24 protein-coding genes and 1 pseudogene are annotated in these 24343 nt (G+C 70.1%); 4 read left to right on the forward strand and 21 right to left on the reverse strand.

The genetic code is table 11. The features are described 5' to 3' along the window. Window positions 1-25 precede the first annotated feature (25 nt). Together JGU66_33595 and JGU66_33600 are read left to right on the forward strand one after the other, a co-directional pair. Window positions 26-775, forward strand: a complete 750-nt coding sequence (locus JGU66_33595; GenBank protein ID MBJ6765716.1) for an NADH-quinone oxidoreductase subunit I — start codon at window positions 26-28, stop codon at window positions 773-775. Between the two features lie 224 nt (window positions 776-999). Then, complete coding sequence (locus tag JGU66_33600) at window positions 1000-1365, forward strand: (2Fe-2S) ferredoxin domain-containing protein (protein MBJ6765717.1); 366 nt, start codon at window positions 1000-1002, stop codon at window positions 1363-1365. A gap of 11 nt (window positions 1366-1376) precedes the next feature. Here JGU66_33600 and JGU66_33605 read toward each other — a convergent pair whose 3' ends face one another. Continuing rightward, window positions 1377-4016, reverse strand: a complete 2640-nt coding sequence (locus JGU66_33605) for an adenylate/guanylate cyclase domain-containing protein (GenBank protein ID MBJ6765718.1) — start codon at window positions 4014-4016, stop codon at window positions 1377-1379. Here JGU66_33605 and JGU66_33610 point away from each other — a divergent pair. Next, window positions 4015-4884, forward strand: coding sequence for a hypothetical protein (locus JGU66_33610; GenBank protein MBJ6765719.1), 870 nt, complete (start codon window positions 4015-4017; stop codon window positions 4882-4884). The genes JGU66_33605 and JGU66_33610 overlap by 2 nt on opposite strands. A 166-nt stretch (window positions 4885-5050) precedes the next feature. Here the strand turns inward: JGU66_33610 and JGU66_33615 are convergent, their stop codons facing one another. From JGU66_33615 to JGU66_33650, 8 genes and pseudogenes are all read right to left on the reverse strand, one after another. Further along, a complete protein-coding gene (locus tag JGU66_33615; GenBank protein MBJ6765720.1) occupies window positions 5051-5983 on the reverse strand; it encodes a hypothetical protein in 933 nt (310 codons plus the stop codon). Window positions 5984-6197: 214 nt separating this feature from the next. Then, complete coding sequence (locus tag JGU66_33620; GenBank protein MBJ6765721.1) at window positions 6198-6497, reverse strand: YtxH domain-containing protein; 300 nt, start codon at window positions 6495-6497, stop codon at window positions 6198-6200. Window positions 6498-6609: 112 nt separating this feature from the next. Then, window positions 6610-6966, reverse strand: a pseudogene (locus tag JGU66_33625) (hypothetical protein). Between the two features lie 14 nt (window positions 6967-6980). Further along, window positions 6981-7181, reverse strand: coding sequence for a hypothetical protein (locus JGU66_33630; GenBank protein MBJ6765722.1), 201 nt, complete (start codon window positions 7179-7181; stop codon window positions 6981-6983). Between the two features lie 51 nt (window positions 7182-7232). After that, entirely contained in the window at window positions 7233-7466 is a 234-nt protein-coding gene (locus tag JGU66_33635) for a DUF3618 domain-containing protein (protein MBJ6765723.1), read from the reverse strand. Further along, entirely contained in the window at window positions 7456-7932 is a 477-nt protein-coding gene (locus JGU66_33640; protein MBJ6765724.1) for a phage holin family protein, read from the reverse strand. The genes JGU66_33635 and JGU66_33640 overlap by 11 nt, the downstream gene beginning before the upstream one ends. Window positions 7933-8074: 142 nt before the next feature. Beyond that, window positions 8075-8839: an endonuclease/exonuclease/phosphatase family protein gene (locus JGU66_33645; GenBank protein MBJ6765725.1), complete on the reverse strand. Its 765-nt coding sequence runs from the start codon at window positions 8837-8839 to the stop codon at window positions 8075-8077. A gap of 16 nt (window positions 8840-8855) precedes the next feature. Further along, window positions 8856-9302 (reverse strand): hypothetical protein, encoded by a 447-nt coding sequence (locus tag JGU66_33650; protein ID MBJ6765726.1) that lies wholly within the window; start codon window positions 9300-9302, stop codon window positions 8856-8858. A gap of 226 nt (window positions 9303-9528) precedes the next feature. On the opposite strand from JGU66_33650, the gene JGU66_33655 reads away from it, so the two are divergent. Continuing rightward, a complete protein-coding gene (locus JGU66_33655) occupies window positions 9529-10518 on the forward strand; it encodes a M23 family metallopeptidase (GenBank protein MBJ6765727.1) in 990 nt (329 codons plus the stop codon). Here JGU66_33655 and JGU66_33660 read toward each other — a convergent pair. The 12 genes from JGU66_33660 to JGU66_33715 all read right to left on the reverse strand — a co-directional run bounded on the left by JGU66_33660 (window position 10495) and on the right by JGU66_33715 (window position 24300). Further along, entirely contained in the window at window positions 10495-11388 is an 894-nt protein-coding gene (locus tag JGU66_33660; protein MBJ6765728.1) for a 3-keto-5-aminohexanoate cleavage protein, read from the reverse strand. The two genes, JGU66_33655 and JGU66_33660, sit on opposite strands and share 24 nt — an antisense overlap. A gap of 43 nt (window positions 11389-11431) precedes the next feature. After that, entirely contained in the window at window positions 11432-12214 is a 783-nt protein-coding gene (locus JGU66_33665) for an enoyl-CoA hydratase/isomerase family protein (GenBank protein ID MBJ6765729.1), read from the reverse strand. Next, a complete protein-coding gene (locus tag JGU66_33670; GenBank protein MBJ6765730.1) occupies window positions 12163-12861 on the reverse strand; it encodes a TetR/AcrR family transcriptional regulator in 699 nt (232 codons plus the stop codon). Before JGU66_33670 ends, JGU66_33665 begins: the two co-directional genes overlap by 52 nt. 86 nt (window positions 12862-12947) lie before the next feature. After that, complete coding sequence (locus JGU66_33675) at window positions 12948-14486, reverse strand: hypothetical protein (protein MBJ6765731.1); 1539 nt, start codon at window positions 14484-14486, stop codon at window positions 12948-12950. A 147-nt stretch (window positions 14487-14633) separates the two neighbouring features. Beyond that, window positions 14634-14984, reverse strand: a complete 351-nt coding sequence (locus JGU66_33680) for a helix-turn-helix transcriptional regulator (protein MBJ6765732.1) — start codon at window positions 14982-14984, stop codon at window positions 14634-14636. 62 nt (window positions 14985-15046) lie between these two features. Next, window positions 15047-17797 carry an LPS-assembly protein LptD gene (locus tag JGU66_33685; GenBank protein MBJ6765733.1) on the reverse strand — a complete coding sequence of 917 codons (2751 nt, stop codon included), beginning with the start codon at window positions 17795-17797 and terminating at the stop codon, window positions 15047-15049. 42 nt (window positions 17798-17839) lie between these two features. After that, window positions 17840-19285, reverse strand: a complete 1446-nt coding sequence (locus JGU66_33690; GenBank protein ID MBJ6765734.1) for an AMIN domain-containing protein — start codon at window positions 19283-19285, stop codon at window positions 17840-17842. Window positions 19286-19376: 91 nt separating this feature from the next. Continuing rightward, a complete protein-coding gene (locus JGU66_33695) occupies window positions 19377-20648 on the reverse strand; it encodes an alpha/beta fold hydrolase (protein ID MBJ6765735.1) in 1272 nt (423 codons plus the stop codon). Between the two features lie 9 nt (window positions 20649-20657). Further along, on the reverse strand, window positions 20658-21965 hold the full coding sequence (locus JGU66_33700; protein ID MBJ6765736.1) for a bifunctional folylpolyglutamate synthase/dihydrofolate synthase: 1308 nt from the start codon (window positions 21963-21965) through the stop codon (window positions 20658-20660). Between the two features lie 15 nt (window positions 21966-21980). Beyond that, window positions 21981-22835 carry an acetyl-CoA carboxylase carboxyltransferase subunit beta gene (locus tag JGU66_33705; protein ID MBJ6765737.1) on the reverse strand — a complete coding sequence of 285 codons (855 nt, stop codon included), beginning with the start codon at window positions 22833-22835 and terminating at the stop codon, window positions 21981-21983. A gap of 57 nt (window positions 22836-22892) precedes the next feature. After that, a complete protein-coding gene (locus JGU66_33710; protein MBJ6765738.1) occupies window positions 22893-23648 on the reverse strand; it encodes a 3',5'-cyclic-nucleotide phosphodiesterase in 756 nt (251 codons plus the stop codon). Between the two features lies 1 nt (window position 23649). After that, a complete protein-coding gene (locus JGU66_33715) occupies window positions 23650-24300 on the reverse strand; it encodes a Crp/Fnr family transcriptional regulator (GenBank protein MBJ6765739.1) in 651 nt (216 codons plus the stop codon). Between the last annotated feature and the right edge of the window lie 43 nt (window positions 24301-24343).

Consider the following 24343-nt stretch of genomic DNA (forward strand, 5'->3'; position numbering starts at 1 on the left):
ACGGCCGCCGCAAGCGAGACACGACATGGCGTACAAGGCGACCCAGGATCCCCGGACGGACCTCCGCGAGCGGACGTACATCCCCGAGCTGTTGCGCGGCCTGGCCATCACGACCCGGCACTTCTTCCGCAACATGTTCGGGACGCGTGACACCAACCCTCAGGTGGTGGACCGCAAGGGCCTCAGCCTGATGACGACGGTGGAGTACCCGGAGGAGAAGCCCATCTACCCCGAGGGGTACCGTGGCCTCCACCGGTTGGTTCCGCGCGAGGACGGCAAGCCGCGCTGCGTGGCTTGCTACATGTGCGCCACCATCTGCCCGGCGCAGTGCATCTACATCGAGGCGGGCGAGTACGAGACCGAGACGAGCGACTCCGAGTCGCGCGTCATCGAGAAGTTCCCCACCCAGTTCGTCATCGACGAGCTGCGCTGCGTGGTGTGCGGCCTCTGCGTGGATGCGTGCCCCAAGGACGCCATCCGCATGGACACCGGCACGCACACGCCCTCCGAGTACAGCCGGCAGAACTTCGTCTACGACATCCCCAAGCTGCTCAAGGGGCCGGCGGTGTCTCACCCGTCGGATCCGTGGAACAAGCGCGAGGGCTCCGAGGAGCCGCACCACGTCCACAAGGAGGCCCACACGCGCATTGGCGAGGGCCTGGTGCAGCTCAAGACGCCGCAGCTCGGCGCGGGCCACGGCAAGGCGCCCGCGCACGGCTCCCAGACGGTGGTGACGCAGCAGGGCCCCATCCAGGTGACGCGCTTCCTCAAGTAGCCCGCCGTCCCCTGCTGCTTCTTCCCGGCCTGCCGCACCGTGAGTCACGGTTCGGCGGGCCGGTGTCTTTTCCGGGTGCGTGTGGTGACGGTGAAGCTCTTCAATGCAGCTAGCGCCGAGCGGCCCGGGTGGACACGCGCAGGCGCGGAGTGCGCGCGGGTCGACAGCCGAGCGCGCAAGGGCCTTCCGGTGGGGGACTCCACCTCCCTAGCGTGGAGGTCTCCATGAAGCGCTACCGCCTCTCGGTGTGTAAGGGCTCCAGCTGTCGGGCGGGTGGAGCGGACAGCGTCCACGCCGCGGCGCGAGACGAGCTGAGTGCCCGCAGCCTGGTGCCTCGTTGCGAGCTGTACCGCGGGGGCTGCTACGGCTTCTGCCACATGGGGCCCAACGTGGTGGTGCGCGAGGACACCGGCCGCAAGAAGGACCCGCTCTCGCCCGAGGACTACCAACTCATGGGCTGGGAGGGCGAGGTCTACTACTCGGCCATGACGGCGGAGAAGATGCGCCGCGTGGTGGCCGAGCACATCCAGCAGGACACACCCGTGCGCGAGCTGTTCGGTCAGCCGGACTCGGACTCAGGCGAGGAGTAGCGCCCTTCTGCTCACTGCTCGCCGAGGGGATGCACGCCGTCCCACTCCTCGGGCGGAGGCATGAGGATGAGGCCCTGGCAGCGCTCGGCGTAGACGGCGGCCACGGTGTCGCCGTACTCGGTGGCACAGCGGCGGAAGAGTTCCTGCGCGTCCATGAAGCGGCGCTGGTGGTACGCGGTGAGGGCCTTCTCGTAGAGCGTGAGGCCCTCCTGCATCTTCGCGGTGAAGTCGCCGCGCCGCCCCAGCAGCTCGTGCAGGCGCAGGGGCTGCGCTCGGTTGCGCAGGCGCACGCGGTCCACCTCGCGGAACACGTAGCTGTCGCTGGCGAGCTGCGCGGTGGCCTCGCCCGCGAGCACGTAGGTGCCGTAGGCCTTGTTGGCGGCCTCCAGGCGGCTGGCCATGTTCACCGCCTCGCCCATCACGGTGTAGTTGGACTTCAGCTCGCTGCCCATGTCGCCCACCAGCACCTCGCCCGTGTCCAGGCCGGCGCGGAAGGTGAGGCGGTGGCCGAACTTCTTCTCCCAGAGGGGCTGCTTCTCCGCGAGCACCGCGCGCATCTTCAGCGCGGCCTCGCAGGCCAGGTGCGCGTGCCGGTCCGTGCGCACGGGCGCGCCCCAGAACGCCATCACCGCGTCGCCCACGTACTTGTCCACCTGCCCCGCCGTCGAGCGCACCACCGCCGTCATCTCCGTGAGGTAGGCGTTGAGCAACTGCACGAGCTGCTCGGGCGGCATCTGCTCGGACAGGCGCGTGAAGCCATCGATGTCGGAGAGGTACACCGTCATCTTCCGGCGCTCGGGCCGCATGAGGCTGACGTCCCGTGCGACCAGCCGCGCGACCTCGGGGCTGACGTAGCGACCGAGCGCGCTGTGGACGAAGTCGCGCACGTCCTGCTCGTTGCGGAAGGCGTAGACGGTGGTGGAGACGAACGCGAAGGCCATGGCCAGGAGCGGTCCGGCCACGGCGATCCACAGGTGGTCCTCGACGAAGACGTAGCCGGAGAGGACCACGTAGCCCGCGGCGGCCGCGCCCAGGCCCCCCACGTACAGCAGCGCGCCACCCAGCGAGCGCAACAGCCAGCTGATGGACAGCGCGAGGAACGCCCCGAGGAAGGCGAGCCCCACGGTCAGCAGCAGGTCCAGGTCCGTCCGCGCGCGCGTGATGCCCTCCGACTGGAGGATGTTCGCCAGCGCCTGCCCGAGGATGGCGCCCCCCGGCAGTCCCCGACCGATGGGCGTGTCACGGCCCTCTGGGGCATAGCTCGTCGTGTTGGTGAGGATGACGGCGCGCCCCTTCACGTCGTTCTCGAAGCGCGGAGGCCGCTCGTCCTGCGCGTCGAAGAGGTTGACGAGCACGTTCCAGCCGCGGACAGAGCGCCCCAGCGAGCCCCGCGTCCCGCGCCCCGCGACGGGCGAGTCCCAGCGCACCAGGCTGTAGCCCGACTCATCCATGGGCACCGAGTAGGCGTCGCCGATGTAGAGCCGGCCCTGCGCGTAGCGGAGCTGTCGCGTGCCCGCCAGTCGCATCGCCGCGGCCAGGGGCAACGAGGGCAGCACGTGGCGCTCACCGCCGCGCGGGCTGTAGAGCACCAGGTGCGGCACTCCGCGCACCACGCCATCTGGATCCGCTGACAGGGTCGCGGCCCCATATGCGCTCGCCGCGCCCAATAGGGGCGTCACGGGGTGCTGGAGCTGGCGCACCTCCACGAGCTTCTCGGGGTCGAGCCCCTGGACGACGACCTCCGTCATCGCCACGAAGAGGTCCGTGGACGACAGGGCGTACGCATCATCCGTGGCGCGGCGCTCCTGGACCGCGGGCTGCGCCTCACCGAGCTGCGCGCCGAGGAGGCGGCCTTCTCCTTCGTCCGCCACCCCGGCCCAGACTTCCATCGCGCTCCCGGCGGGGATGACGAAGGCGGGCCGACGCAGGGTGAGGACGGTCTGGGCTCGGACGCGGGCCTCGGCCAACGCGACGTAGCTGCCCAGTCGGACGCGATAGGGCCAGAGCCGCCCGGCGAGTGGCAACGTCCGCGCGCCTTCTGAGCCCCAGCCAAACGCGAGCACCGAGTGGCCGGGGTCTTGATCGAGCAGCTCGCGAAACGCGTCGTCGTCCTCGGAGAGCGCCGAGCGCCCCGCCTTGGGGCTCACGGTGCAGGCGCGGGGACTGAGTTCGGGATACAGCGAATCCAGCACCACCAGCGAGGCGCCCTCCCCCACCAGCCGATGCACCATGCTGCCCACCACCTGGCGGGGCCAGGGGTACGCGGCGATGCCCGGGCGAACGCTCTGCTGGGCCTCGGCGAGCGTCTCGTCATCGACGGCGACGACCACGACCTGGTCCGAGCGCGCCGAGCGTTCGCCCAGCTTGCGCGCGCGCCAGTCGTAGAAGACGCGCTCCCAGGAGTCCACCCCTCGCGAGGCCGCTTCCACCAGCCCCGTGGGTGACAACATGCTCGGCGCTTCTTCCGCGGAGGACACGCGCTGCGGGCGCTGCGACACGAGCAGCCCCATCAAGCTGCCGAAGAGGGCCGCCTGCAGGAGTGAAAAGCCGAGGCGCTTGAGGAAACGCCGACCAGCGGAATGGGCTCGGAGACCTTGCACGGACGGGCAGAGGATACTCCGGCCGGCGCCTTGGTATGCTCCTGCGCCCATGAAACGACTCCTCCTGTCCGCCGCAGCCGTCGCCTCCCTGCTCGCGCCCCTGGCCTGCGACCTGGAGAAGGCCGGAAACCAGCTCTCCGCCGACCACGTCATGGTGGGCACCCTGTTGGCGACTCCCCGAGTGGACGTCTCCGCGTCCGCGATGGCGGGGTACGACGCGGGCACCTTCGGCGGCGCGGACGGCGGGGCCGATGTCATCTCCCTGCCCGCGCAGACGGCGGCCTTCGTCTTCTTCGGCACCAAGTCTGGAGCCAACGCCTCGCCCTCGGGGGTGTCGGGGGCCAGCGTGGAGCTGAAGACCGGGAGCGAGCCGGGCGTGGCGCTCACCTCGGATGGCGCGGGCAGCTACAGCCGCAGCAGCAACGGAGAGACGGGGCTGGTGTACCAGTCCGGTGCCACGTACCAGTTCGTCGCGACGGAGAGCGGCACGCGCTACGTGGGCCACGTCGAGGACTCGCCGACGAAGGAGAGCATCACGGCCTTCCATCCTCCCGAGGGCTTCGTGCGGCTCGCGGCGAACACGGCGTTCAGCTTCGACCGCGCCGCGGCGCCCGCGGGCAAGGACCGCACGCTGGGCTTCGTCACGGTGGTGCCGCTGAGTTCGGATGGGCAGAAGGGCCAGCCGACGTACTCCAACGTCCCCACCTCGCCGGTCGAGTTCCTCCAGCTCGTCGCGGTGCCGGCCACGTTCCGCGAGGCCCGGGTGACGATTCCCGCGACGGCGTTCCCCAAGTCAGCGCAAACCTACCTGGTCATCTTCCAGGCCGTGCGCATGGGCGGCGCGGAGACCGACAACCTGTTCCTCGGAAGCGCGCTCCTCGCTGGGACCGCGGAAGTCGGCATCTTCCGAACGAACTGAGCGCCAGGCCGCGCCCACGCGCTCCAGGACCTCCGTTCCGGAGCACGCGGTTCGCCTCGCGGATCCGCGGGCGAGAGACCCGAGCAGCAAGCACGAGCCCGAAGAAGGTATCGGGCCTCGAAACACCACCCTGCCGAGCGTCACGCGCGAAGCAGGGTCAGCGCGCTCAGCCCGCTTCGATGTCGAGCCCGATGCGGCCCTCGAGCTTGAGCCGGAGCAGATGGCCAGCGAAGCGCTCCGCCTCATCGCGGGCGAGGACGTGACGGAACGCATCGCCATCGGCGAGTTCCACCTCCAGTACCGGCCCACGCTGAAGGAGGCGGAAGAAGTCCTCGCCACCATCCGCGCGAGGCACGAACACCGGGAGGAAGCCCTTGAGCGGCAGCGCCACTCCGGGAGCCCGCATGCGCTCCACCAGGGCACGTGCGCCCGGCCGCACCGCATCCGCCGGCACGTCCTCGTCGGGATAGAGCGGAGCCGGTGCCAGCGCGACGTCCTCCGTCGAGTCATCCGCGAGGAAGCCGTAGCGCGTGGGGAGACGCCCCGTGAGCTGGTAGCACAGCAGCACGGACGCATCGGCAGCCACCCGTGACACATGGAGGATGGCGCGCTCCGCTCCCACTCGGCGCAGCACCAACGTGAGCCCCGGACGGCTCACCGTCACGTAGCGCTGCACGCGGTCCAGCAGCGTCGCGCGGATCTCCTTCATCGCCTCGGAGTAACGGGCCTCACTGTCCGCCTCCCGCTCCGCGAGCGCGTCCCGCGTCTTGCCGAGCCGAGCCTCCGCGTCGCGCATGAATCCCTGCGCGTCCGATGTGGCGGAAGGCACGAGCGCCGGAGCAGCCCCCTCCGGAACCATCAGCCCAGCGGCCCGCACCGCTCCCAACAAGAAGTCCCCCTGGTGCGAGAGCCGCTCGCGCTCCTCGCGGAAGCGCTGCCGCGCGGCCGCCTGGTGCCGCCGCAGGTCGCTCCAGGCCTCGTAGGCGGCCTCCAGCGTCTCCAGGCCGCGCAGACGCGCCAGGGCCTCATCTGGGCCCGAGGGCTCGCTCTGGGAAGCAGGGGCCGGCTCGCGCGAGGGGGGCGCGGTCACCGCGGGCATGTCCACCGGGGTGTCGTGGCGCAGGAGCGCATCCCTGCGGCCTCGTCCCGTCGTCCCCTTCTTCTCCCCGCTCACGACACCCTCCAGGCGACGGGATGCGAACCATCCCGGCCCGGGAATGATAGGGGCGCCCGCGCCCAACACCCAGCGTTCCCGACCGCGCCGAGGCGCCCGTCACCCGCCGGGGCAGCACCTCGGCGCCGCCAGGCGGAACTCAGGCCGTGCGAGAAGCGGGAGGAACCTGCTGCGAGGAGGACGCCTCGCCCCGCGAGCCGTTGATGGCGTTGGACAGCGCGTCCTGGCCGCTCTGCAGGCGCTGGCGCAGGTCTCCCCGGAGCTGATCCCCCGGCTTCTGCGCGAACAGCAGACCCAGCCCCGCGCCCACCAGGAGGCCCGCGGCGAACGCGCCCAGCACGGGCGCGAACTGCTCCACGGGGCCGCGGCGCGACTCCAGCCCGATCAGCTCCAGCACGTCGTCTCGGTCCAGCTTCTTGATGTCCTTCAAGCTCAACATGCGCGTCTCCGATGAACTGCGAGGTGGGTGGAAACCGTGAGCGCTAGGCGCTCTCCGGGCGCGACGGATTCGATGCGGGAGTCGCTCGCGCGGGCGCTTGGGCCTGGCTGCTCCGTCCCGTTTGATAGCCCTGCACGGCCGCCTCGGCCATGCCGATCAGCTCGTCCTTCACGAAGGGCAGCGCGGCCAGCTTCATGCCCAGGCGGAGGACCCGGGCCGTCAGCGGCGTGAACAGCCCACCGCCCAGCACGTAACCAATGCCCAGCGCCGCCGCCATCATCCCGTAGGGGTTGCGCTCCACGCGGCCCCGGAGGTCCAGCGTCTGGCCCAGCTCGGACGCCGCGTCGCGCGCATCCGTGAACAGGCGCTGCGCGTCGGCGCCCAAGTGGTCCACCTTCTCGCCCAAGCCCCGCCCCTCGTCGCCCGTCGAGGACACTCGGCCGCTCGAATCGCCTGGATAGGTCGTCATCGTCGTTCTCGCTTTCAGCGGCGGGACGCCAGGCGCCCCACGAGGAAGCCCACCGCCACCGCGCCCAGCAGGCACGTCCCCGGGTTGGCGCGGATGAAGCTCACCACGCGCTGGTTCAGGTCCACCAGGTTCTGCCGAGCCTCGTCGAGCTGCGGCACCACCTGGTCCTGGAGCTGTCGGGCCCGGTCTGCCAGTTGCTGCGGATTCATCTCCATCGAACCTTCTCCTGTCAGGGTTGAGTCGAAGCTTCCGGGCCCGCCGAGCGCTCAGCGCTCGCCACCCCGCCGCGAACCGAGCACATAGCCCACGAGGAACGCGGCGCCCACGCACGTGTACGGATGGCGGCGCACCCAGCCTCGCCAATCGGTGGCCACCGCCACCTCCTCGCGCAGCGCGCTGACCGAGGTGGCCAGGTCGGCCCGCGTCCGCTCGATTTCCGCGCGCAGGGCCGCGCTCGTGCGCGGGCGCACGGGCTTGGGCTGTTCGTTGCTAGCGGCCATGCGGCGGCTCCTGGAAGGGCGATGGCGAGGACTCGCGCAGGGTATTCACTCCCGACTCCGCCGGAGCAGGCCGGGGCGGCGGCCGCGTGAAGACCGCCATGCTGCGCGACAGCTCATCGGACGTATCATCCATCATCTGGCGCGCTTTCAGTCGCGACACCGCATGGGCCACACCCAGTCCGCCGCCCACGAGGTTGAGCAACCCCACCGCCGCGAGCGCACCCGCCCAGCCCGTCCAGGGGACGAGCGCCGCGGCCAGGGCGCCGCACACGAAGGCGTAGCCCACGAGGATGAAGGGAACGAACACGGCGATCCTCGCCACGTCCAGGCCCATGGCGCGCGCATCCTCGGACAGCTCCATCCGAGCGAGTTGCAGGTGCTGCGACACCAGCCGACTGAAGCCCTCCGCCATGCGCCCGACGAGCGCGGTGATGCCGCGTTCCGTCTGTTCACTCCCCACGTGCATGCACTCTCCGACCGTCGCTCGCGTCCGCGCTCCGGGCGGGGCCAACCTAGGCACCCGCCTCCGTCACGACAACTACGTCACAACGGATGTGTCTGGCGTTCGCAAGCGTCGGCCACCCAACGCACCGCCAGCGCCCCCCACGCTAGCCGATGAGCTGCACGGGCGGAGAGCGCCGAGTCGCGACCACGATGGGAGCCTGGAAGCGCAGCACCAGCGGCAGGTGGTCCGAGGCCTGACGACTCAGGGCCGTTCGGTGGGGGTGCAGCGCGAGCGGCTTCACCCCGGCATCCACGTAGATGCGGTCCAATCGCAAGAGCGGCCAGCGGGTGGGATAGGTGCGCGCCGGGACCCGGAGGGCCAGCGCCGCGTCGTGGAGCGCCCGGCGCACCAACGCGGGCACAGGCCCTGGGCCCCAGGAGTTGAAGTCCCCGCACACGACGAGCGGGTCCTTGCGCACGGCGTCGCTCAGGATGTCCGCCGACAGCAGCAGCGCCTCCTGCCGGCGCCGCTCTCCCACGGACAGCCCCATGTGGAGGCTGAACACGTGCAGCAACTGCCCCGCGCCCAGGTCCAGGTCGCACCGAAGCGCCCCACGCGGCTCACGCCGGGGGACGCTCAGGTCGTAGTTCTTCGAGCGACAGATGGGCAGCCGCGTGAGGATGGCATTGCCGTAGCGCCGGCCGTTGAGCACCACGTTGGGCCCGAACGCCAGGTGCATGCCCAGGAGTTCCGCGAGGTGCTCGGGCTGGTCCTCGCACGGCGTCTGGCCCCGGAAGTCGCCCACCTCCTGGAGCGCGAGGATGTCCGCGTTCACCTCGCGCAGGACCTGCCCCACACGGTCCAGGTCGAATACGCCGTCCAGGCCGATCCCGCTGTGGATGTTGTACGAGACGAGCGTCAGCTCCACGCGGACGACCCACCCCTCACGCGGGCCGGAGGCGCCGGGCGGCCAGGCGCATGCCCGTCAGCGGCAGCGTCATCAGCCGCCCCGCGGCCCGGACCGCATCGGACAGGCTGGAGCGGAGCGAGCGCAGGTGGCGCCCCGCCTCCTCCGCCAGTTCGGGGAAGCGCGTGGGTGGCGCGGACTCGCGCGTGGCTGGCAGCGAGCCAATGGGCGCCGTGGGACGACGCCCCGGCACGGTCGGCGCCTTGCGCTTGCGGGACGCCCCGGCCCGTCGGGCGTCCAGTTGGTGCTCCTGGAAGAGCTCCTCGGTCTCCGCGTGGCTTCGGCCGTAGTGGATGCCCTCGCCTTCCTGCTCCGGGCGCGTGCGCGGGCGAGCCAGGTGCGCCTTGTCCTGGCGGCGCTCGCTCCGGCTCTGGGGAAGGGTCTTGGGAACCTGGAAATGATCGAAGCTGTAGGAGCGAGGCATATCCGCACTCTCCATCCACTCAATCGGGTCCGAGCAGAACCTAGGAAGCCACCGCTTCCTCCGGCACGACAGGGCCCGCGGGCCCTTGTCCGCCCTCCTCCCTCCCAACCGAGCAGTCAGCGACAGCCGCCTCAGAGGGCCGAGCGCGCGAGGACTCCCAGCGGGCAACCGGCACGGCGCGAGCCGGGAGGGCAGCAACCCGAGGCGCGTGGTGTATGAACGGCCCATGCCTGCGCCTCGCCTCGTCTTCGTCGCCCTGCTCGCCACCTGCATCGAGGCCGTCGCGGCGCAACCCGCCCCCACGTCCGAGAAGCCCCCGGCGGAGCCGACCCGCCAGAGCGCCCCCGAGACGCGGCCCCACCTCATCCTCCAGCCCGGGACGGCCAAGCCCGGCGACCCCGTGCTGGTGACGGTGCGCGGGCTCGCGGGCCTGCCCTCGGGCACCCTGGGGGGCAAGGCCCTGCGCTTCGTCCCGTGGCAGGGCGGCGCCATGGCCATCTCCGGCCTCTCGGTGGACCTGGCCCCCGGACGCGTCGACGTGAAGGTCACCGTCCCCGCGTCAGCGGGCACGGCCCCCGTGGAACTCAGCGGCACCCTGGAGGTCGTCCCGCCCGGCTATCCCGAGCGAGAGCTGCGCGTGGCCTCGAAGTACGTGGATCCGCCGAAGGACGTGAAGGCGCGCATGGAGGCGGATCGCCGCGCGTTCGCCATCGCCTTCGCGCAGCCGCTCCAGGCGCCGTTCTTCGGACAGAACTTCGCGTGGCCGCGCCCGGCCACCATCACCGCGCCGTTCGGAGACCGCCGCTCGTTCAACGGCAAGCTCCAGAGCCAGCACTTCGGCACGGACCTGGACGGCGCGACGGGCGAGCCCATCCTCGCCGCCAACGACGGCGTGGTGGTGATGACGCGCGAGAACCAGGCCGCCGGCAACACCGTCATCGTCCATCACGGCGGCGGCCTGTTCACGACCTACTTCCACATGTCGCGCATCCTCGTGAAGAACGGCGCGCGGGTGAAGCAGGGCGAGCGACTCGGCCTCGTGGGCAAGACGGGCCGCGTGACGGGCCCCCACCTCCACTGGGGCGTGAAGGTGGATGACCTGTGGGTGGATGGCCAGTCGTTGCTCAAGCTGGACTTCTTCCCCGCCCCGCTCGCGTCACCCAGCCTCGCGGCACCGAACCTCGCGCACGGCTCACCCGAGCTGGGGAATCCCTAGCGCCGCGCGAGCCTCGGCGGGCGTCATGGGCTCGCGGCCCGCGTCGCGCGCCAGGCGCACGGCCTTCTCCACCAGCGGGCCGTTGCCCTTCGCCATCTCGCGGCCCGCGGTGTCCAGGTAGAAGTTGTCCTCCAGGCCCACGCGGATGTTGCCGCCGAGCACCAGCGCGCCCATCACGAGCGGCCACTGCACCTTGGAGATGCCAATCACCTCCCAGGTGTCCTCGGGGCCCACCTGCCGCGCCATGTGCGCCAGGTTCTCCATCGTCGGAGCCACGCCCCCCAACACGCCGAGCACGAAGCTGTACTGGAGCGGCGGCTTCAGCAGCCCCATCGCGATGAGCGGCTGCGCGTTGTGGATGTGCCCCACGTCGAAGCACTCCAGCTCCGGCTTGGAGCCGCCCGCGCGCATGGCCTCGGCGGCGATGATGATGTCCGAGAACGGGTTGGGGAACACGAAGTCGAAGACGAAGCCCTTCCGCTTCTCGGAGTACTTCGCGTAGTTCATCGAGCCCATGTTGAGCGCCGCCATCTCGGGCCGCGTCTCGTTCACGTAGCCGATGCGCGCGCGCTTCTCGTCCTCCCCCTCCACCCCCATGTTGAAGCCACCGGTAGAGAAGTTGATGATGATGGGGCTGCGCTTGCGGACCTCGTCGCGAATCTGCCGGTAGATGTCCGTGCTCCAGGACTGATCTCCGGTGTCGGGCTCGCGCGCGTGGATGTGCACCACGGCCGCGCCCGCCTCATAGGCCCGGCGCGCCTCCTCGGCGATCTCCACGGGCGAGTACGGGATGTACGGGCACTGCTCGCGCTTGGTCAGCACGCCGTCCAGCGCGCACGTGACGATGACCTTGTCCTGCACCAGGGCCATGAAGCTCTCCTCCTAGAAGGGACTGCGGGAGACACTGTAGAGCTCAGCGGTCGTTCCACTTCGGGGGACGCTTCTCCAGGAAGGCAGTGACGCCCTCGGCCGCGTCGTCGGCCAGCACGTTGAGGGACAGCTGCGACGCGAGGAACTCCAGCGCCGCGGGCAGGGGCATGTCCTCCGCCGTGAAGAAGGCGCGACGGCCCAGCGCGAGCACCGCCTGGCTCTTCCCCGCGAGCTTGTCCGCCAGCGCGCCCACCTGGGCATCCAGCTCCGCCGCCGGCACCACGCGATTGACGAGCCCGAGCGCCAGCGCGTCCCGCGCCGTCAGTCGCTCCCCGGTGAGCACCAGCTCCAACGCGCGCTTGCGGCCCACGTGTCGCTGGAGCAGCGCCATCATCATCATCGGGAACAACCCGACGTCGATCTCCGGCGTCCCGAAGCCCGCGCCCTCCACGGCCACCGCCAGGTCGCACGCGAGCACCAGGCCCAGGCCTCCCGCCAGCGCGTGCCCGTTGACGCGAGCCACGGTGGGCTTGCGCACGTCCTGGAAGCAAGTGAGCAGTCGCCCGTACGCGCGCCGCCCGTCATGCGTGGCGAGGAAGCCCGCCTCGCCCGCGAGCTGTCCAAGGTCGCCGCCAGCACAGAAGACCTTCTCGCCCGCGCCAGTGAGCACCACCACGCGCACGCGAGGGTCCTCGTCCGCGCGGCCGAGGCCCTCCAACAATCCCTGCACCACCCCCGGGGACAAGGCGTTGCGCGCCCCCGGGCGATCGATGGTCAGGTGCGCTTGGGCGCCTTGGACTTCGTACCGGACTTCTCCCGCTTCCATGCAGGCACCTCCGCACCGGGGGCGTCGGCCAGGACGCCGTGAAGGAAGGAGTCGGCGATCTGCGCCTTGGCCTGCTCGAGCATCTGCGTGTCGCGGGCGTCCGCCAGCCCCACCACGAAGGCCGTCAGCCCCATCTCGATGGAGCCGAACAGGAGCGCCGAGGCCAGCAGCGGATCCACGTCCGGCCGCAGCTCTCCCGCCGCCTTGGCGCGGGTGAACATCTCCGAGCTCAAGCGGATGACGTCCACGAACGCCGTCTGGCGGTTGATGCGAGCGCCCGCCGGGCTGCGAGCAATCTCCAGGATGAGCACCTTCACCGCTCGCGGGTCCACCCGGTAGGCCTCGAAGGCCACATCCGCGATGCCCCGCACCTTCTCGACCAGGGAGCCCTCGCTGTCCGCCACCGCGGCCACGCGGGTGACGAAGCCGGTCCACCCCGTCTCGAAGACGGTCTCCAGCAGCTCGTCCTTGTTCTTGAAGTAGTGGTAGACGAGCCCGTAGGCGACGCCCGCCTCGCGCGCCACGTCCGCGATGCGGCAGCCGTGGTAGCCCTTGCGAGCGAATACATCGATGGCGGCGCGAAGGATGGTGCGGCGGCGCTCACTCTCGCGCGTCCCACCCTCCGCCGCCGTCTTCTGCTGACCCACGCGTCCTCCACCGGCCGGTTGATTCAAGAATCAGCCGGGGAGGACCCTACGAACGTGGCGGCTGGCGGTCAATCCCCTCGCGGGGGTTACTTGACCTTCCCGCTGATGGCCGGCGCGTTGATGAACACCTTGTGCCCCTCGAGCTGAGCGGCGGTGTACTTGCAGACCGCGTTCACGGTGAAGTCGAGGCCGGGGTCGGGGAAGGGGCCCGGGGGCGGCTCGGCCGCGGGGTCGTGGACGTCCGCGATGGTGTACGACTCCACCTGGAAGGGCGGGTACGTGAAGGCGATGCCCTTCTCCAGTGGATCCACCTTCACTGGACCGATGGCGCCACCGGCGCAACCGTCATCGCCGCCGTTGCGCGCGAGCTGGTTGAACCAGGGGTCGGACAGGAGGAAGGAGGCGCCCACGGTGGCGAAGTGGCCCACGACGACGGCCGTGGCGGGGGGCGGCGGGGTGATCTGCCGGACGACGGGGTTCACCGGATCGCTGCGGTCCAGCGCGTGCGGCCAGCCCGTCCACAGGATGCGCTCCTGCACCCAGATGGTGGTGTTGGAGTCGTACTTGCCATTCTTCCCGTCCCAACGGCCGTTGCCGTCGGTGTCCACGAAGCGCTCACTCGGGTCCCACGTGCCGTTGTCGTTGGAGTCCACGAACGGCTCGGTGGTGTCCTCGAAGGCCTCACCCTGGTCGTACTGACCATTGTTGTTGTCGTCGTAGAACTGCTCCTCGCCGCTGGTGATGGCGATGAGGCTCACGAGGTTGTCGCGCGGGTTGTTGACCTTGCCGGGCCGGATGGGGTCCTCGCGGCGGGGCTCGGGGCGGGGATTCTGGGGCTGCGGCACCACGCCGTAGTCGGCCAGCGGGTTCTCGGACCAGAGGAACGGGTGCATCCACAGGGGCGCCAGGTACTCGCCGGTGTGGGTGGCGTCCTTGGTGGGGTTCCAGGTGAAGACGCCCGGCTCCACGTCCACCGGCAGGGGCAGCGAGCTCTTGTAGAGCACCTCGGCGTTGCCCACGACGTTGGTGGCGGACACGCCCGAGGGCGCGATGGTTCCCGCCTCGGTGAGGAAGGACACCTGCGCGCCGACGATGCCGTCGCCGTTGCGATCCGCCACGTGGGCGATGCAGCGCACCTTGACGCCGGCGATGAGGTTGCGCGTCTCGTCCCACGCGCCGATGGCGTGGTGGGCACCGGAGCCGGCGCCAGAGAACGAACCGCACTGGAAGGTGAACTGGCGCGAGCTGGACGCGGTGCCAGCGAAGCTGACCACCGGGCTCAGCGCCGTCTTGTCCTCGGCCGTGGCGACCACGACCACGGAGGCCACGCGGCCCCCCCGAGCGACAAGCTGAACGGAGACGGAGCCGTCTCCGGTGTTGGTGGTGCCCTCAGAGGGCGACAACTCCATGCCGGGGACTTGCGGCTGGAGCGAGAAGGTCACCTTTGTGCCGGCCTGAGGCTGGCCACGGGTGTCCACCGCACGAAAGCGGAGTGTGGTGATCTCACCCAGCTTGGGCTGGAGTGGCGATTGATCCACGAACTCCAGCGTGGCGGGAGGCGGCGGTGAGCACGCCACGAACAGCACGCTCGCGAAAGCCACCCACGAGGCCAGGACCGGACGCATCGGCGGGAACTCCTTAAGGACGAAGAAGGGGCAGTGCTGTGTTCCGTCGCCACACAGCACTCCCCTCCATCTTCCCGGGCCGCCTGCCATCCCGTCAAGGACACGACAACAGGGACGAGCGTCCCCTTGCGTTTCCCGGCGGGGGACTCAGGCAGCCGAGCCGCTGAACATCACCCGGGCAACGCCCAGCAGCCGATCCACGTCCCGCGACGTCAAGCCCCGGGCGCGGGCGAAATCCGACAGCGGGCGCAGCAGGTCTTCGGTCTGGGCAAGGGTCTGCTCCGTGCCCGTGAACAACTCGCCCAGGCTCACGCCCAACGCGTTCGCGAGGGCAGCAAGCGTCTCGACGTGAGGAACACGCTCACCCCGCTCAATCATGGAGAGGAAGGAGACGCTGATCTGGGCTCGCTCCGCGAGCTCCTCCTGCGTCCACCGCTCGGGCCGCTGCGTGCGAAGCTCGCGGATGCGCTGGCCAATTCTTTTTCCGAGGTCCGACACGAAAGACTTCTCCTGGGGGGATGTTCGAGGTTGGTGAAACCACTGCGTACGGCCCGTGATTCCTAGCCCCCTGAACCGAAGGATCCGAACCCGGCGATGCTCAGGTTGACGCCTGCGAACTCCAGCGACTGGCCTCGACGAAGAATCATCACCCCCTCGACACGCCAGCAGTTGCACGCCGGGCCGTAAGACACGGCGAACGTCTGCTGAGCGAGGGGCTGCGATTCTTGAGTTGTTGGATCCCGGTAGAGAGGCTGCACCAACGCTTCGTACCGCAACCCGAGCCCAAATCCGAGCGTGATTCGCGTACCTGCAGTGAGTGCCTGTGCCCGTTCGGCCGCAGAGCGATCGGGCAAGTCAGGAACTTCGGGAAGGGAACGCGAGGCTTCCCCGACCAGCATGTCGATTCCCCGACGTACCGAGTCTGGCCCCACAGCCAGCGGATCGAGTCCGCGCTCGATGGCGAGCGGGCGCACCGCGAGCAAGTCGTCGTAGCGCGCGTAGAGGCCGTCGCCCTTGCCGTTGTCGATGGAGAAGTCGGCGGCGAGCTGAGTGATGTCGCCCGTCGTGGGATCGAGCCGCACGAGCGCGCCCGCGGTGAGGATGCCCGCGCTGGCGCTCAGACGCGCGAAGGAGTCGCGCAGCACCGAGCCCGTCATCGTGCCGTCGGCGATGGCGCGGGTGAGCTCCGAGCGGCCCGCGACGGGCGCGTAGCGAGACAGATCGAAGCCCTGCCCGAGCCGCAGCCGCAGCGGCTCGCGGATGAAGTTGCCCGTCTTCACGCTCAACGCCTGGTCCACCGCCACCACGGCCTGGAGGAAGCCGCGCACGTGACCATCCGACTGCAGCGGCACCGCGGAGTCGATCTCGTCGTAGCGCTGCGGCGCACCGGACGGAGACGCCCCCGCCGCGGGCACGCGTCCCCAGCCGATGGGCACGTAGCGCAGCTCCACGGAGGGCGCGATGGTGTGGCGATACGTCGACGTCGACTTGGGCGTGAGCCCCGCGAACGTGCGCGCCAGCTGCGAGTCGAGCCGAAGGTTCGCGATGGGATAGCCGCGCTGCTGCGTGCGCCCCGACTGCTCGCCGATGAAGAAGTCCTGCCGCAGCGCCAACGACGGCGTGACGCGCGCGACACCACTCAGGTCGAATGAGCCGGTGAGGCGCGGGTTGACATCCAACCGGTCGCGCGCCTCGCGATCCTGTGTGTCGAACACGCCGTTGGACTGGCCTGGATCCACGGGCAGCCGCTTGGGGTCCAGCGTCAGCAGGTCACCCGCTGGACGGTAGCGCCCCGTCGCCGTGTACTGGCCATCCACACCGAAGTCGCCATAGCGAGACAGGATCGGCGTGAGCCGGCTGTACTCCATGCGCAGCCCGCTCACGAGGCCGCCCCAGATGGGTCGCTCGGGCAGGACGAACGTCAGGCCCGGCAGGCGCTGGAAGGTGCTGGGGCCGGGAATCTCGGGTCGCTCGGGGTCCAACGCCGCCGGCAGGCGGTTGTCCTGGATGAAGCGGAAGGGCCAGCGCAGGTCCTGGCGCAGCGACACGTCCAGGCCCGCGTAGAGCTCGTCCTGGCGCTGGTAGATGACCCCGGTGCTGCGCAGGTAGTTCTGCTCGCGCGCGATGACGTCGGCCGTGAGGTCGCGCGTGTAGAAGCCGTCGGACACAAACGACGCATCCACGCGGTCATGCCAGCCGCTCCCCAGGTCCTGCGTGTGCTGCCACGAGGCCTCGCCGCGCAGGCCCCGCTTCTCGTTGATGTACTCCGGAACGACGAGCCCGCCTTCCGTCTCGTCCAGACGGAAGAAGTCTCCGCCGCTCAGGCGCGGATCGAACCGCGGATCCACGCGGGGTCGCGAGTCCTGGAGGAAGCCCAGCGTGACGCGACCGCGCGTGTGCTCGCTGGGGACGTAGCGGAACTCGGTGAGCAGCCGAGGTCCCTTCACACCGTTGATGCGCGGCTCGCGACGGGTGACGGTCAGGAAGTTCTCGGTGCCCACGATGCGCGCGGGCAGGTCACGCTTCACGACGTTGCCGCCGGAGAAGTAGCCCGGCGTGAGCGTCATGTCGTAGCTCTCGCCGAGCGTGATGAAGAACGGCGCGTCCAGCGCGAAGCCATTGAGGCTGGACGTGGTGGGTCGCGGAATCAGCAAGCCCGTCCGGCGCGAGGACAGCGGCAGATACAGCCACGGCAGCGCGAAGACGGGCACGGAGCGCACGTACACCACGGGCCACGTGAGGATGGCGCGCTCGCCCATGACGACGCTGGCCTCGTTGGCCTCCACGCGCCAGCTCGGCTCGCCCGGGCCGCACTCGCACGGGGTGAAGGCCAGGTCGTCCACCACGAAGGCATTTGGGCCCGTGCGCTTGATGTGCGTGCCGCTCATCAGGACGGGCGTCTGTCCCAGCGCGCGCAGCTCCTCGGGCGTCTTGGCGGCGAGCAGGGCCTCCAGCGTGACGCCCTTCTTCTGCATGAAGAGGCCACCCTGCACGACGGCCTCGTTGGCCGCCAGGTCCATGCGCACGGACTCGGCCACCGCGGCCATGCCGCCGCTGACGAACATCACGTTGCCGGAGGCGGTAGCCACCTGGGCAGCCTCGTCGTACGTCACCTCGTCCGCGCGCAGCAGGTTGTCGCCGCTGCGCAGCTCGCAGTGGCCGCGCGCGGTCAGGTGCTGCGCGTCGGAGTCATAGACGACGTAGTCCGCCGCCAGCTCGACGGTCTCTCCAGACGGCAGTTGCACCTGGGTGGCCAGGGGCAGCTGCGTGGAGACGAGCAGCGCGAGGGCGACCGGGACGAGGGAAGTCATGCTGGACGGGGTGCGCGCCGGGCCGGGGCGGCACCCGGGACCTCAGCGAGCGGGGCGCTGGAAGTCGAGGGTGATGAGGTTGCCGTCCTGGCGCGTCTCGAAGCGCGCCGACTCCTTGAGCTGGATGGTGACGCGCACGGTGCGATTGGCGCCGGGATCCGCCTCCACCTTGGCCACCGCGGTGGCGAAGAAGTGCGTGTCCAGCGGGCGGGTGTTGTTGGTGAACTCGACACGCGTGTTCTCCAGCTCCAGCACCACCTGCTTGTCCTGCTCGCTCACCGTGTAGCGCACCGGCTCGTTCGTGCGGACGAAGACGCGCGAGGCGCCCTGCTGCTGCTGGAAGCCCACCAGCGTCATCGTCTTGCGCCGCGAGGACACCTCCGAGACACCCTGCGAAGAGGACGCGGCCTCGTGGCGCGACTCGGCGGCGCGGCTGCCCTGGCTGGGACGGGAGCGCGTCTCGGCGGCGGCCACGGCCTCCTGCTGACGGCGCTCGCGCTCGGCGCGGGCCTCCTCGGCCTTCTGGCGCTTCTCGTCGGCGGCCGCCTCGCGGGCCTCGGCCTGCGCCTGCTTGCGGGCCTCGGCCTCGGCGCGGGCCTCCTCGACCTTCTGGCGCTTCTCGTCGGCGGCGGCCTGCGCGGCGGCGCGGCGCTCCTCCTCCGCGGTCTTCTGCGCGGCGGCGCGAGCATCCGCGTCCTGCCGCTTGCGCTCCTCGGCGGCGGCCTGCGCGGACGCCCGGGCATCGGCCTCCTGGCGCTTGCGCTCCTCGGCGGCGGCCTGCGCGGCGGCGCGGGTCTCCTCTTCCTGACGCTGGGCTGCGGCGCGCGACTCGTCCTGGCGCTTGCGCTCGGCCTCGGCGTCCGCCTGGGCACGGGCGGTGGCCTCGGCGGCGGCCTTTTCCTGGGCCGCGCGCTCGGCACGGGCGGACTCGGCGGCGGCCGCGGCGGCCTGCTCCTGGCGCTGGCGCTCCTCGTTGGCGGCGCGCGTGGCGTCCGCGGCGCTGACCCCCGCGGGCGAGTTGGCCGGAGCCCCCGTCTGCGCGGACTCGGCCACGGCGGCGGGCTTCTCCGCGGCGGCGGCGGGCTTCTCCGCGGCGGCGACCGCGTTCCCACCCGTCACCTTGACGACGAGGTTGTTGCCGGAGGCCTGGATGTCGGTCTCCACCTCGCGCTCATAGCCGATGAGCACGCGGGCGATGGCCGAGGAGTCCGAGCCGTAGCTGGCGGTGCGGATGCCCGTCACCACGCCGTTGCCCACCTGCTGCTCCTCGGGCACGCCCGAGAAGGTGGCCTCGGCGATGTCGATGACGAGGCGCGGCGGATCCGTCATGGTGAAGGTGGTGAAGTTCGGCTTCTTCGAGCCGGAGATCTCCACCGTGCCGCCATTGACGCGCACGTTCGTGATGCTGTTGAGGTCAGCGGCCGGCTGCGCCAGCGCCAGCGCGGGCACGAGCACCCATCCGAGCAGCGACACCGCCAGGGCCTTCATCGACCACTCCCGTTCACAAAATTCACAGGGGGCGAATGCTAACACGCGCTCCCCTGGCTCCAACTTTTTGCGGCTCACGCCACGAGCGACGTCAGCGGATCCGCGGCAGGACGGGCGAACGGGTCCGGTGCGTCCGGGCATACTCGATGAGGTTCTTGATGTCGTAGCAGATCTGCCGGATGTCGTGCCCCATCGTCAGCTCGATGTGGCTGTTGCCCTTCACCGGACGCCACAGCAGATACTCGCTCTGGGCCGCGCGATACACGCTGCGCGTGGACTCCACCGAGGCCAGCGGATCCAGGTCCCCGAAGATGATGGCCATGGGGACATGGATCTTCTCGAAGCCCCGCTTGAAGTCGTAGTCGGTGCGGTAGCAGACCATCTCGCCGCGGCGGATCCACCGCGCGAACTGCTCCAGCACCTTGCGCGGCTCGCGCTCGCCGCCCTCGCGCAAGAGCCAGCGGATGTCCTCGCCGCTCACCCGCTCCGTGTTCACCAGCCGGTTGAGCCGCTGCGTGAGGCGCTTGTACAGCGGCGAGTCCTCGGCCTGCACGAGCTGCCGCTCCAGGAACTTCAGCACCGCGTCCACCGGCACCGCGGTGAAGCGCACCGCCTCGCGTGACTCGGACCGCAGGCGCTGGCTCAGCGCGGGGCTGAAGAGCGCCGCGCCGCGCGACAGGAGCGCTCTCCCCGAGTCCGCCGCGCGCCGCTCCAGGTTGAAGCCCGCGAGCCCCACGTCCACCAGGCTCGCCACCGCGGGCGCGCTGTAGGCCAACAGCCGCAGCAGCATGAAGCCCCGGCCCAGGTCCGCCGGCGAGCCGATGGTGATGAGGCCCTCGAAGTCGTCATGGATGCCGGCGTAGCCGTAGCCCAGCATCCCGCCCATGGAGTGGCCGCAGTAGAAGATGCGCTCGCGCCGGGTGATGCGCTTCACGCCGGAGACAGCGGCGGGCAGGTCGTAGAGGAAGTAGCTGTCCAGGTCCCAGCCGTAGTCCAGGTCCGGCGGCAGCGGGCGCTTGAAGCGCTCCGCGCGCTCCTTCTGGAACGCGATGGAGCTCTTGCCGTGCCCGCGCAGCTCCAGGATGTGGATGTCCACGCCGAAGAACAGCAGGTTCTTGACGAACTGGCCGCTCGTCCACGTGTGCCGGTTCTGCGAGAAACCGTGCACGAGCAGGAGCGGCTCGCCGAACAGCGGCTGGGCAAAGGGCTGCTTCACCGGCCGATAGCGGCTGATGACCAGCGACCACCCGTCCGCGGTCTCCACGACGTATTTCGTCTTGGTGTAGAGCGCCCGGAAATCGACTTCGTCGATGGTGGGCATCGGAGGCCCGGGGATCGCCGATCTCCAGTCCGGCAGGCGCATGCTTGGAATCTACGGCGCCTGATGCAGCGCGCCAAGGTTTCGCTTGGGAAGGGCCTTCACCCGCCCCACCAGGAACAGGGAACCTGTGCAGAGCACGACGTCATCCGGGCCACTTCGGGAGCGGGCAGTCGCCAAGGCGTCCACCAGCGAGCCATGGACCCGAACCTCGGGGCAGAGGGCGCGCGCCTCGTCCACATAGCGCTCGGGCGCCAGGGAGCGCGGAGTCTCCAACGGCGTGAGGTCCACCGAGGTGGCGAGCGGAAAGAGCGCTCGCAGCATCGGCCCCCGGTCCTTGTCCGCCACGACGCCGAACACGAGCCGCAGCCGCCGACCCGGATACAGCGCCCGGAGCGCCTCCAGGAGCACCTGCACGCCCGCGGGGTTGTGCGCGCCATCCACCACGACCGTGGGCGACTGGCCCACCTCTTCCAGCCGACCAGGCCATCGAGCGGTGGCCAGTCCCTCTCGCGCCGCCTCGGGTGACACCGCCACCCCGCGCGCGGCGAGCGACTCCAGGCACGCCAGCGCCATGGCCGCGTTCTGCCGCTGATACGGCCCGCGCAGCGCGAGCGACACCCCGGACAGGCGCCATGAAGGCCCGCGATACGACAGCGCGCCGTTGGCCTCTCCTTCGAGCGCGAAGTCGCGCCCCTCGACGAGCAGCGGCGCGCCCACCTCGGCCGCGCGCCGGGAGATGGCCTCCAGCGCCTCGGGCTCCTGGCGCGAGACGACCGCGGGCACGCCGGGCTTGAAGATGCCGGCCTTCTCGCCCGCGATGGCCCCGAGCGTGTGGCCCAGGTACTCCATGTGGTCGAACGAGATGGGGGTGACGGCCGTGACGGTGGACAGCGCCGCGTTGGTCGCGTCCAGGCGCCCGCCCAGGCCCGTCTCGAGCACCACCACGTCCACGCGCTCCTGCGCGAAGTGCCAGAGCGCCACGACGGTGCCGAACTCGAAGTACGTCATCGGGTCCGACAGCGCCGAGGGATAGCGCTCCAGCACCTCCAGGATGCGCTGGCCGAAGCGCGCGTCCGGGATGTCCTCGCCGTTGACGCGGATCCGCTCGTTCACGCGCACCAGGTGCGGCGACGTGTAGAGCCCCACCCGATGGCCCGCGGCCTGGAGCGCGGCGGCGGCGAAGGCGCACGTGCTGCCCTTGCCGTTGGTGCCCGCCACGTGCAGCACGGGCGCCTGACGCTCGGGATGGCCCAGCGCCTCCAGCGCCTCGCGCACCCGCTCCAGCCCCAGCTTGATGCCCGAGGGGTTGAGCTGCGCGAGGAAGGCGAGCGCTTCCTCGGGGGTGCGGGGCGCGCTCATGCGAATGGCGCCGCCCTACCCCACCAGCCCGAAGAGCTGCCCGAGCTTCGCGCGGAGGTCCTTGCGGTGGACGATGGCGTCCAGCATGCCGTGCTCCAGGAGGAACTCGGAGCGCTGGAAGCCCTCGGGGAGCTTCTGGCGGATGGTCTGCTCGATGACGCGCGGACCCGCGAAGCCGATGAGCGCCTTGGGCTCCGCGAGGATGACGTCGCCGAGCCACGAGAAGGACGCGGCCACGCCGCCCGTGGTCGGGTTGAGCAGCACGGAGACGTACGGCTTGTTGCCGGTGCGGAAGCGGGCGATGGCCGCGGACGTCTTCGCCATCTGCATCAGCGAGAAGATGCCCTCTTGCATGCGCGCGCCGCCCGAGGCGGAGAACACCAGCGCGGGGCACTTCAGCTCGTGGGCGCGCTCGAAGACGCGGGCCACCTTCTCACCCACCACGGAGCCCATGGAGCCGCCCATGAACTCGAACACGAAGCAGCCCACGGAGACCTGGTGCCCGTCGATGCGGCCCACACCGGAGATGAAGGCGTCGTTCTCGCCCAGGTTCTTGCGCGAGGACTTCAGGCGGTCCTTGTACTTCTTCGAGTCGCTGAACCCGAGCGGGTCCTGCGGCTCCAGCTCCTTGTCGAACTCCTCGAAGCTGTCCGGATCCAACAGGGCGCTCAGTCGCGCGCGCGCCGGCCAGGCGTGGTGGTGCTCGCAGTGCGGACACACCATCCAGTTCTTCTCGAGTTCCTGGCGGTAGATGATTTCGTCACAGGTCTCGCACTTGGCCCACAGGCCCTGCATGCGCGAGGGCTGCGGCGGCTCGGTGGCGGGCTCGGGGACGACGGCGATGCGGGGCTTCTTGGAGAACCAGGCCATGGACGCGCCGGGTTAGTCCGGCCGCCCGCGCCCGTCAACTCCTTCGGAACCCGCCCTTCAGAACTCGAAGGTGTCCCCCAGCTCCAGGACTTCCACGGGCAGGCCGGCCAGCTCCTTCTTGAGCTGGGACACGAAGGCCGGCTTCAGGTGGTAGAGCAGCACCGAGGCACCCCGGCGGTCGAACTTCTGGAGCTCCGACGCCACCGTGTGGGGCGTCAGGTGCCCGGAGATGTCCGCCAGCGGCTGGAGGCTGTTGGGGAAGCTGGCCTCCAGCAAGAGCGCCTTGAGGTTCTTCGTCTCGTTGAGCGCCTTCCAGAGCTTGTCCGTGGGGCCCGTGTCCCCGCTCATGGCCAGGGCCGCGCCGCCCTTGGACACGATGAAGCCGCAGGACTCCACCGGATGGCTCACCGGCACGCTGCGCACGGTGTACGGGCCCACCTCGAAGGTGCTGCCCGCTCGGAAGGACTGGATGCGCAGGACGGGCTTGGCCCGCGTGGGGATGCGGGTGAAGTCCGGCCACAGCGCGTTGTTGAACATGTTGTCGCGCAGGGCCTTGGCACACTCGCGCGACGCGTGGATGGTGACGGGCTTGTCCCGCCGGCCAATCACCAGGTCCGCCAGCAGCGGCAAGTCCTTCACATGGTCGAAATGGCTATGGCCCACGAGGATGTGGTCCACCTTGCAGAGCTGCTCGAGCGACAGCGTCCCGGTGAGCGCGCCCGCGTCCAGCGCGAGCACGTCATCCACCAGGAAGCAGGTGCTCCTGCACGTGGGCAGCTCGCCTCCATGGCAACCCAGGACGTTCAGCTTCACGCTAGAGGTCTCCGAACTTCCACTTCATTTCCAGGTAATGGAGGAAGTCGTGAAGTCTGGCTGAGTCATACACGGTCAGTCTGTCACCGCTGCGCTCGACGAGGCCGGCGCGCTCCAGGCGATCCAGCATGCTGCGAACGGCGGGCTCGCCCACGCCGATGAGGCGCGGCATCTCGCGCACCATGAAATCGATCTCGATCCCTTCCTCCATGGGACGGCCGCGCGTCTGGCAGGCCTGGATGATCTGGTGCACGACCCGGCTGGCCGGATCCGACATCAGGAGGTTTTCGATCTGCGCATCGGCCTCGGACAGTCGCTCGGAGAGCTTCTTGATCATCCGAACGGCGATCTCCGAGTTGCCGCGGATCATCGCCTCGAAGGTCTTCGGGTCGATGACAAGAAGCTTGGCGTCCTCGTTGACGGTGGCGGAGGCGTTGCGTGGCTTGTTGGAGATGATGGCCATCTCCCCGAAGAACTCTCCCGGCCCTAGGACCGCGAGAATCTTCTCCACGTCACGCACATGCTTGGAGATGGCAATCTTCCCGGACTGGATGACAAACATCTCCTTGCCGGGCTCTCCCTCGCGGAAGAGTTCGGTGCCCTTCGGGAATTCCTTGCCGAAACGTTGAAAGAGGGTTTCCTCGGCGCCCATCTGGCCCGTGAGTCAATCAGCCCCCTCCCCCTCGGTCAAATAA

The organism is Myxococcaceae bacterium JPH2 (genome assembly GCA_016458225.1).
GTDB lineage: Bacteria > Myxococcota > Myxococcia > Myxococcales > Myxococcaceae > Citreicoccus.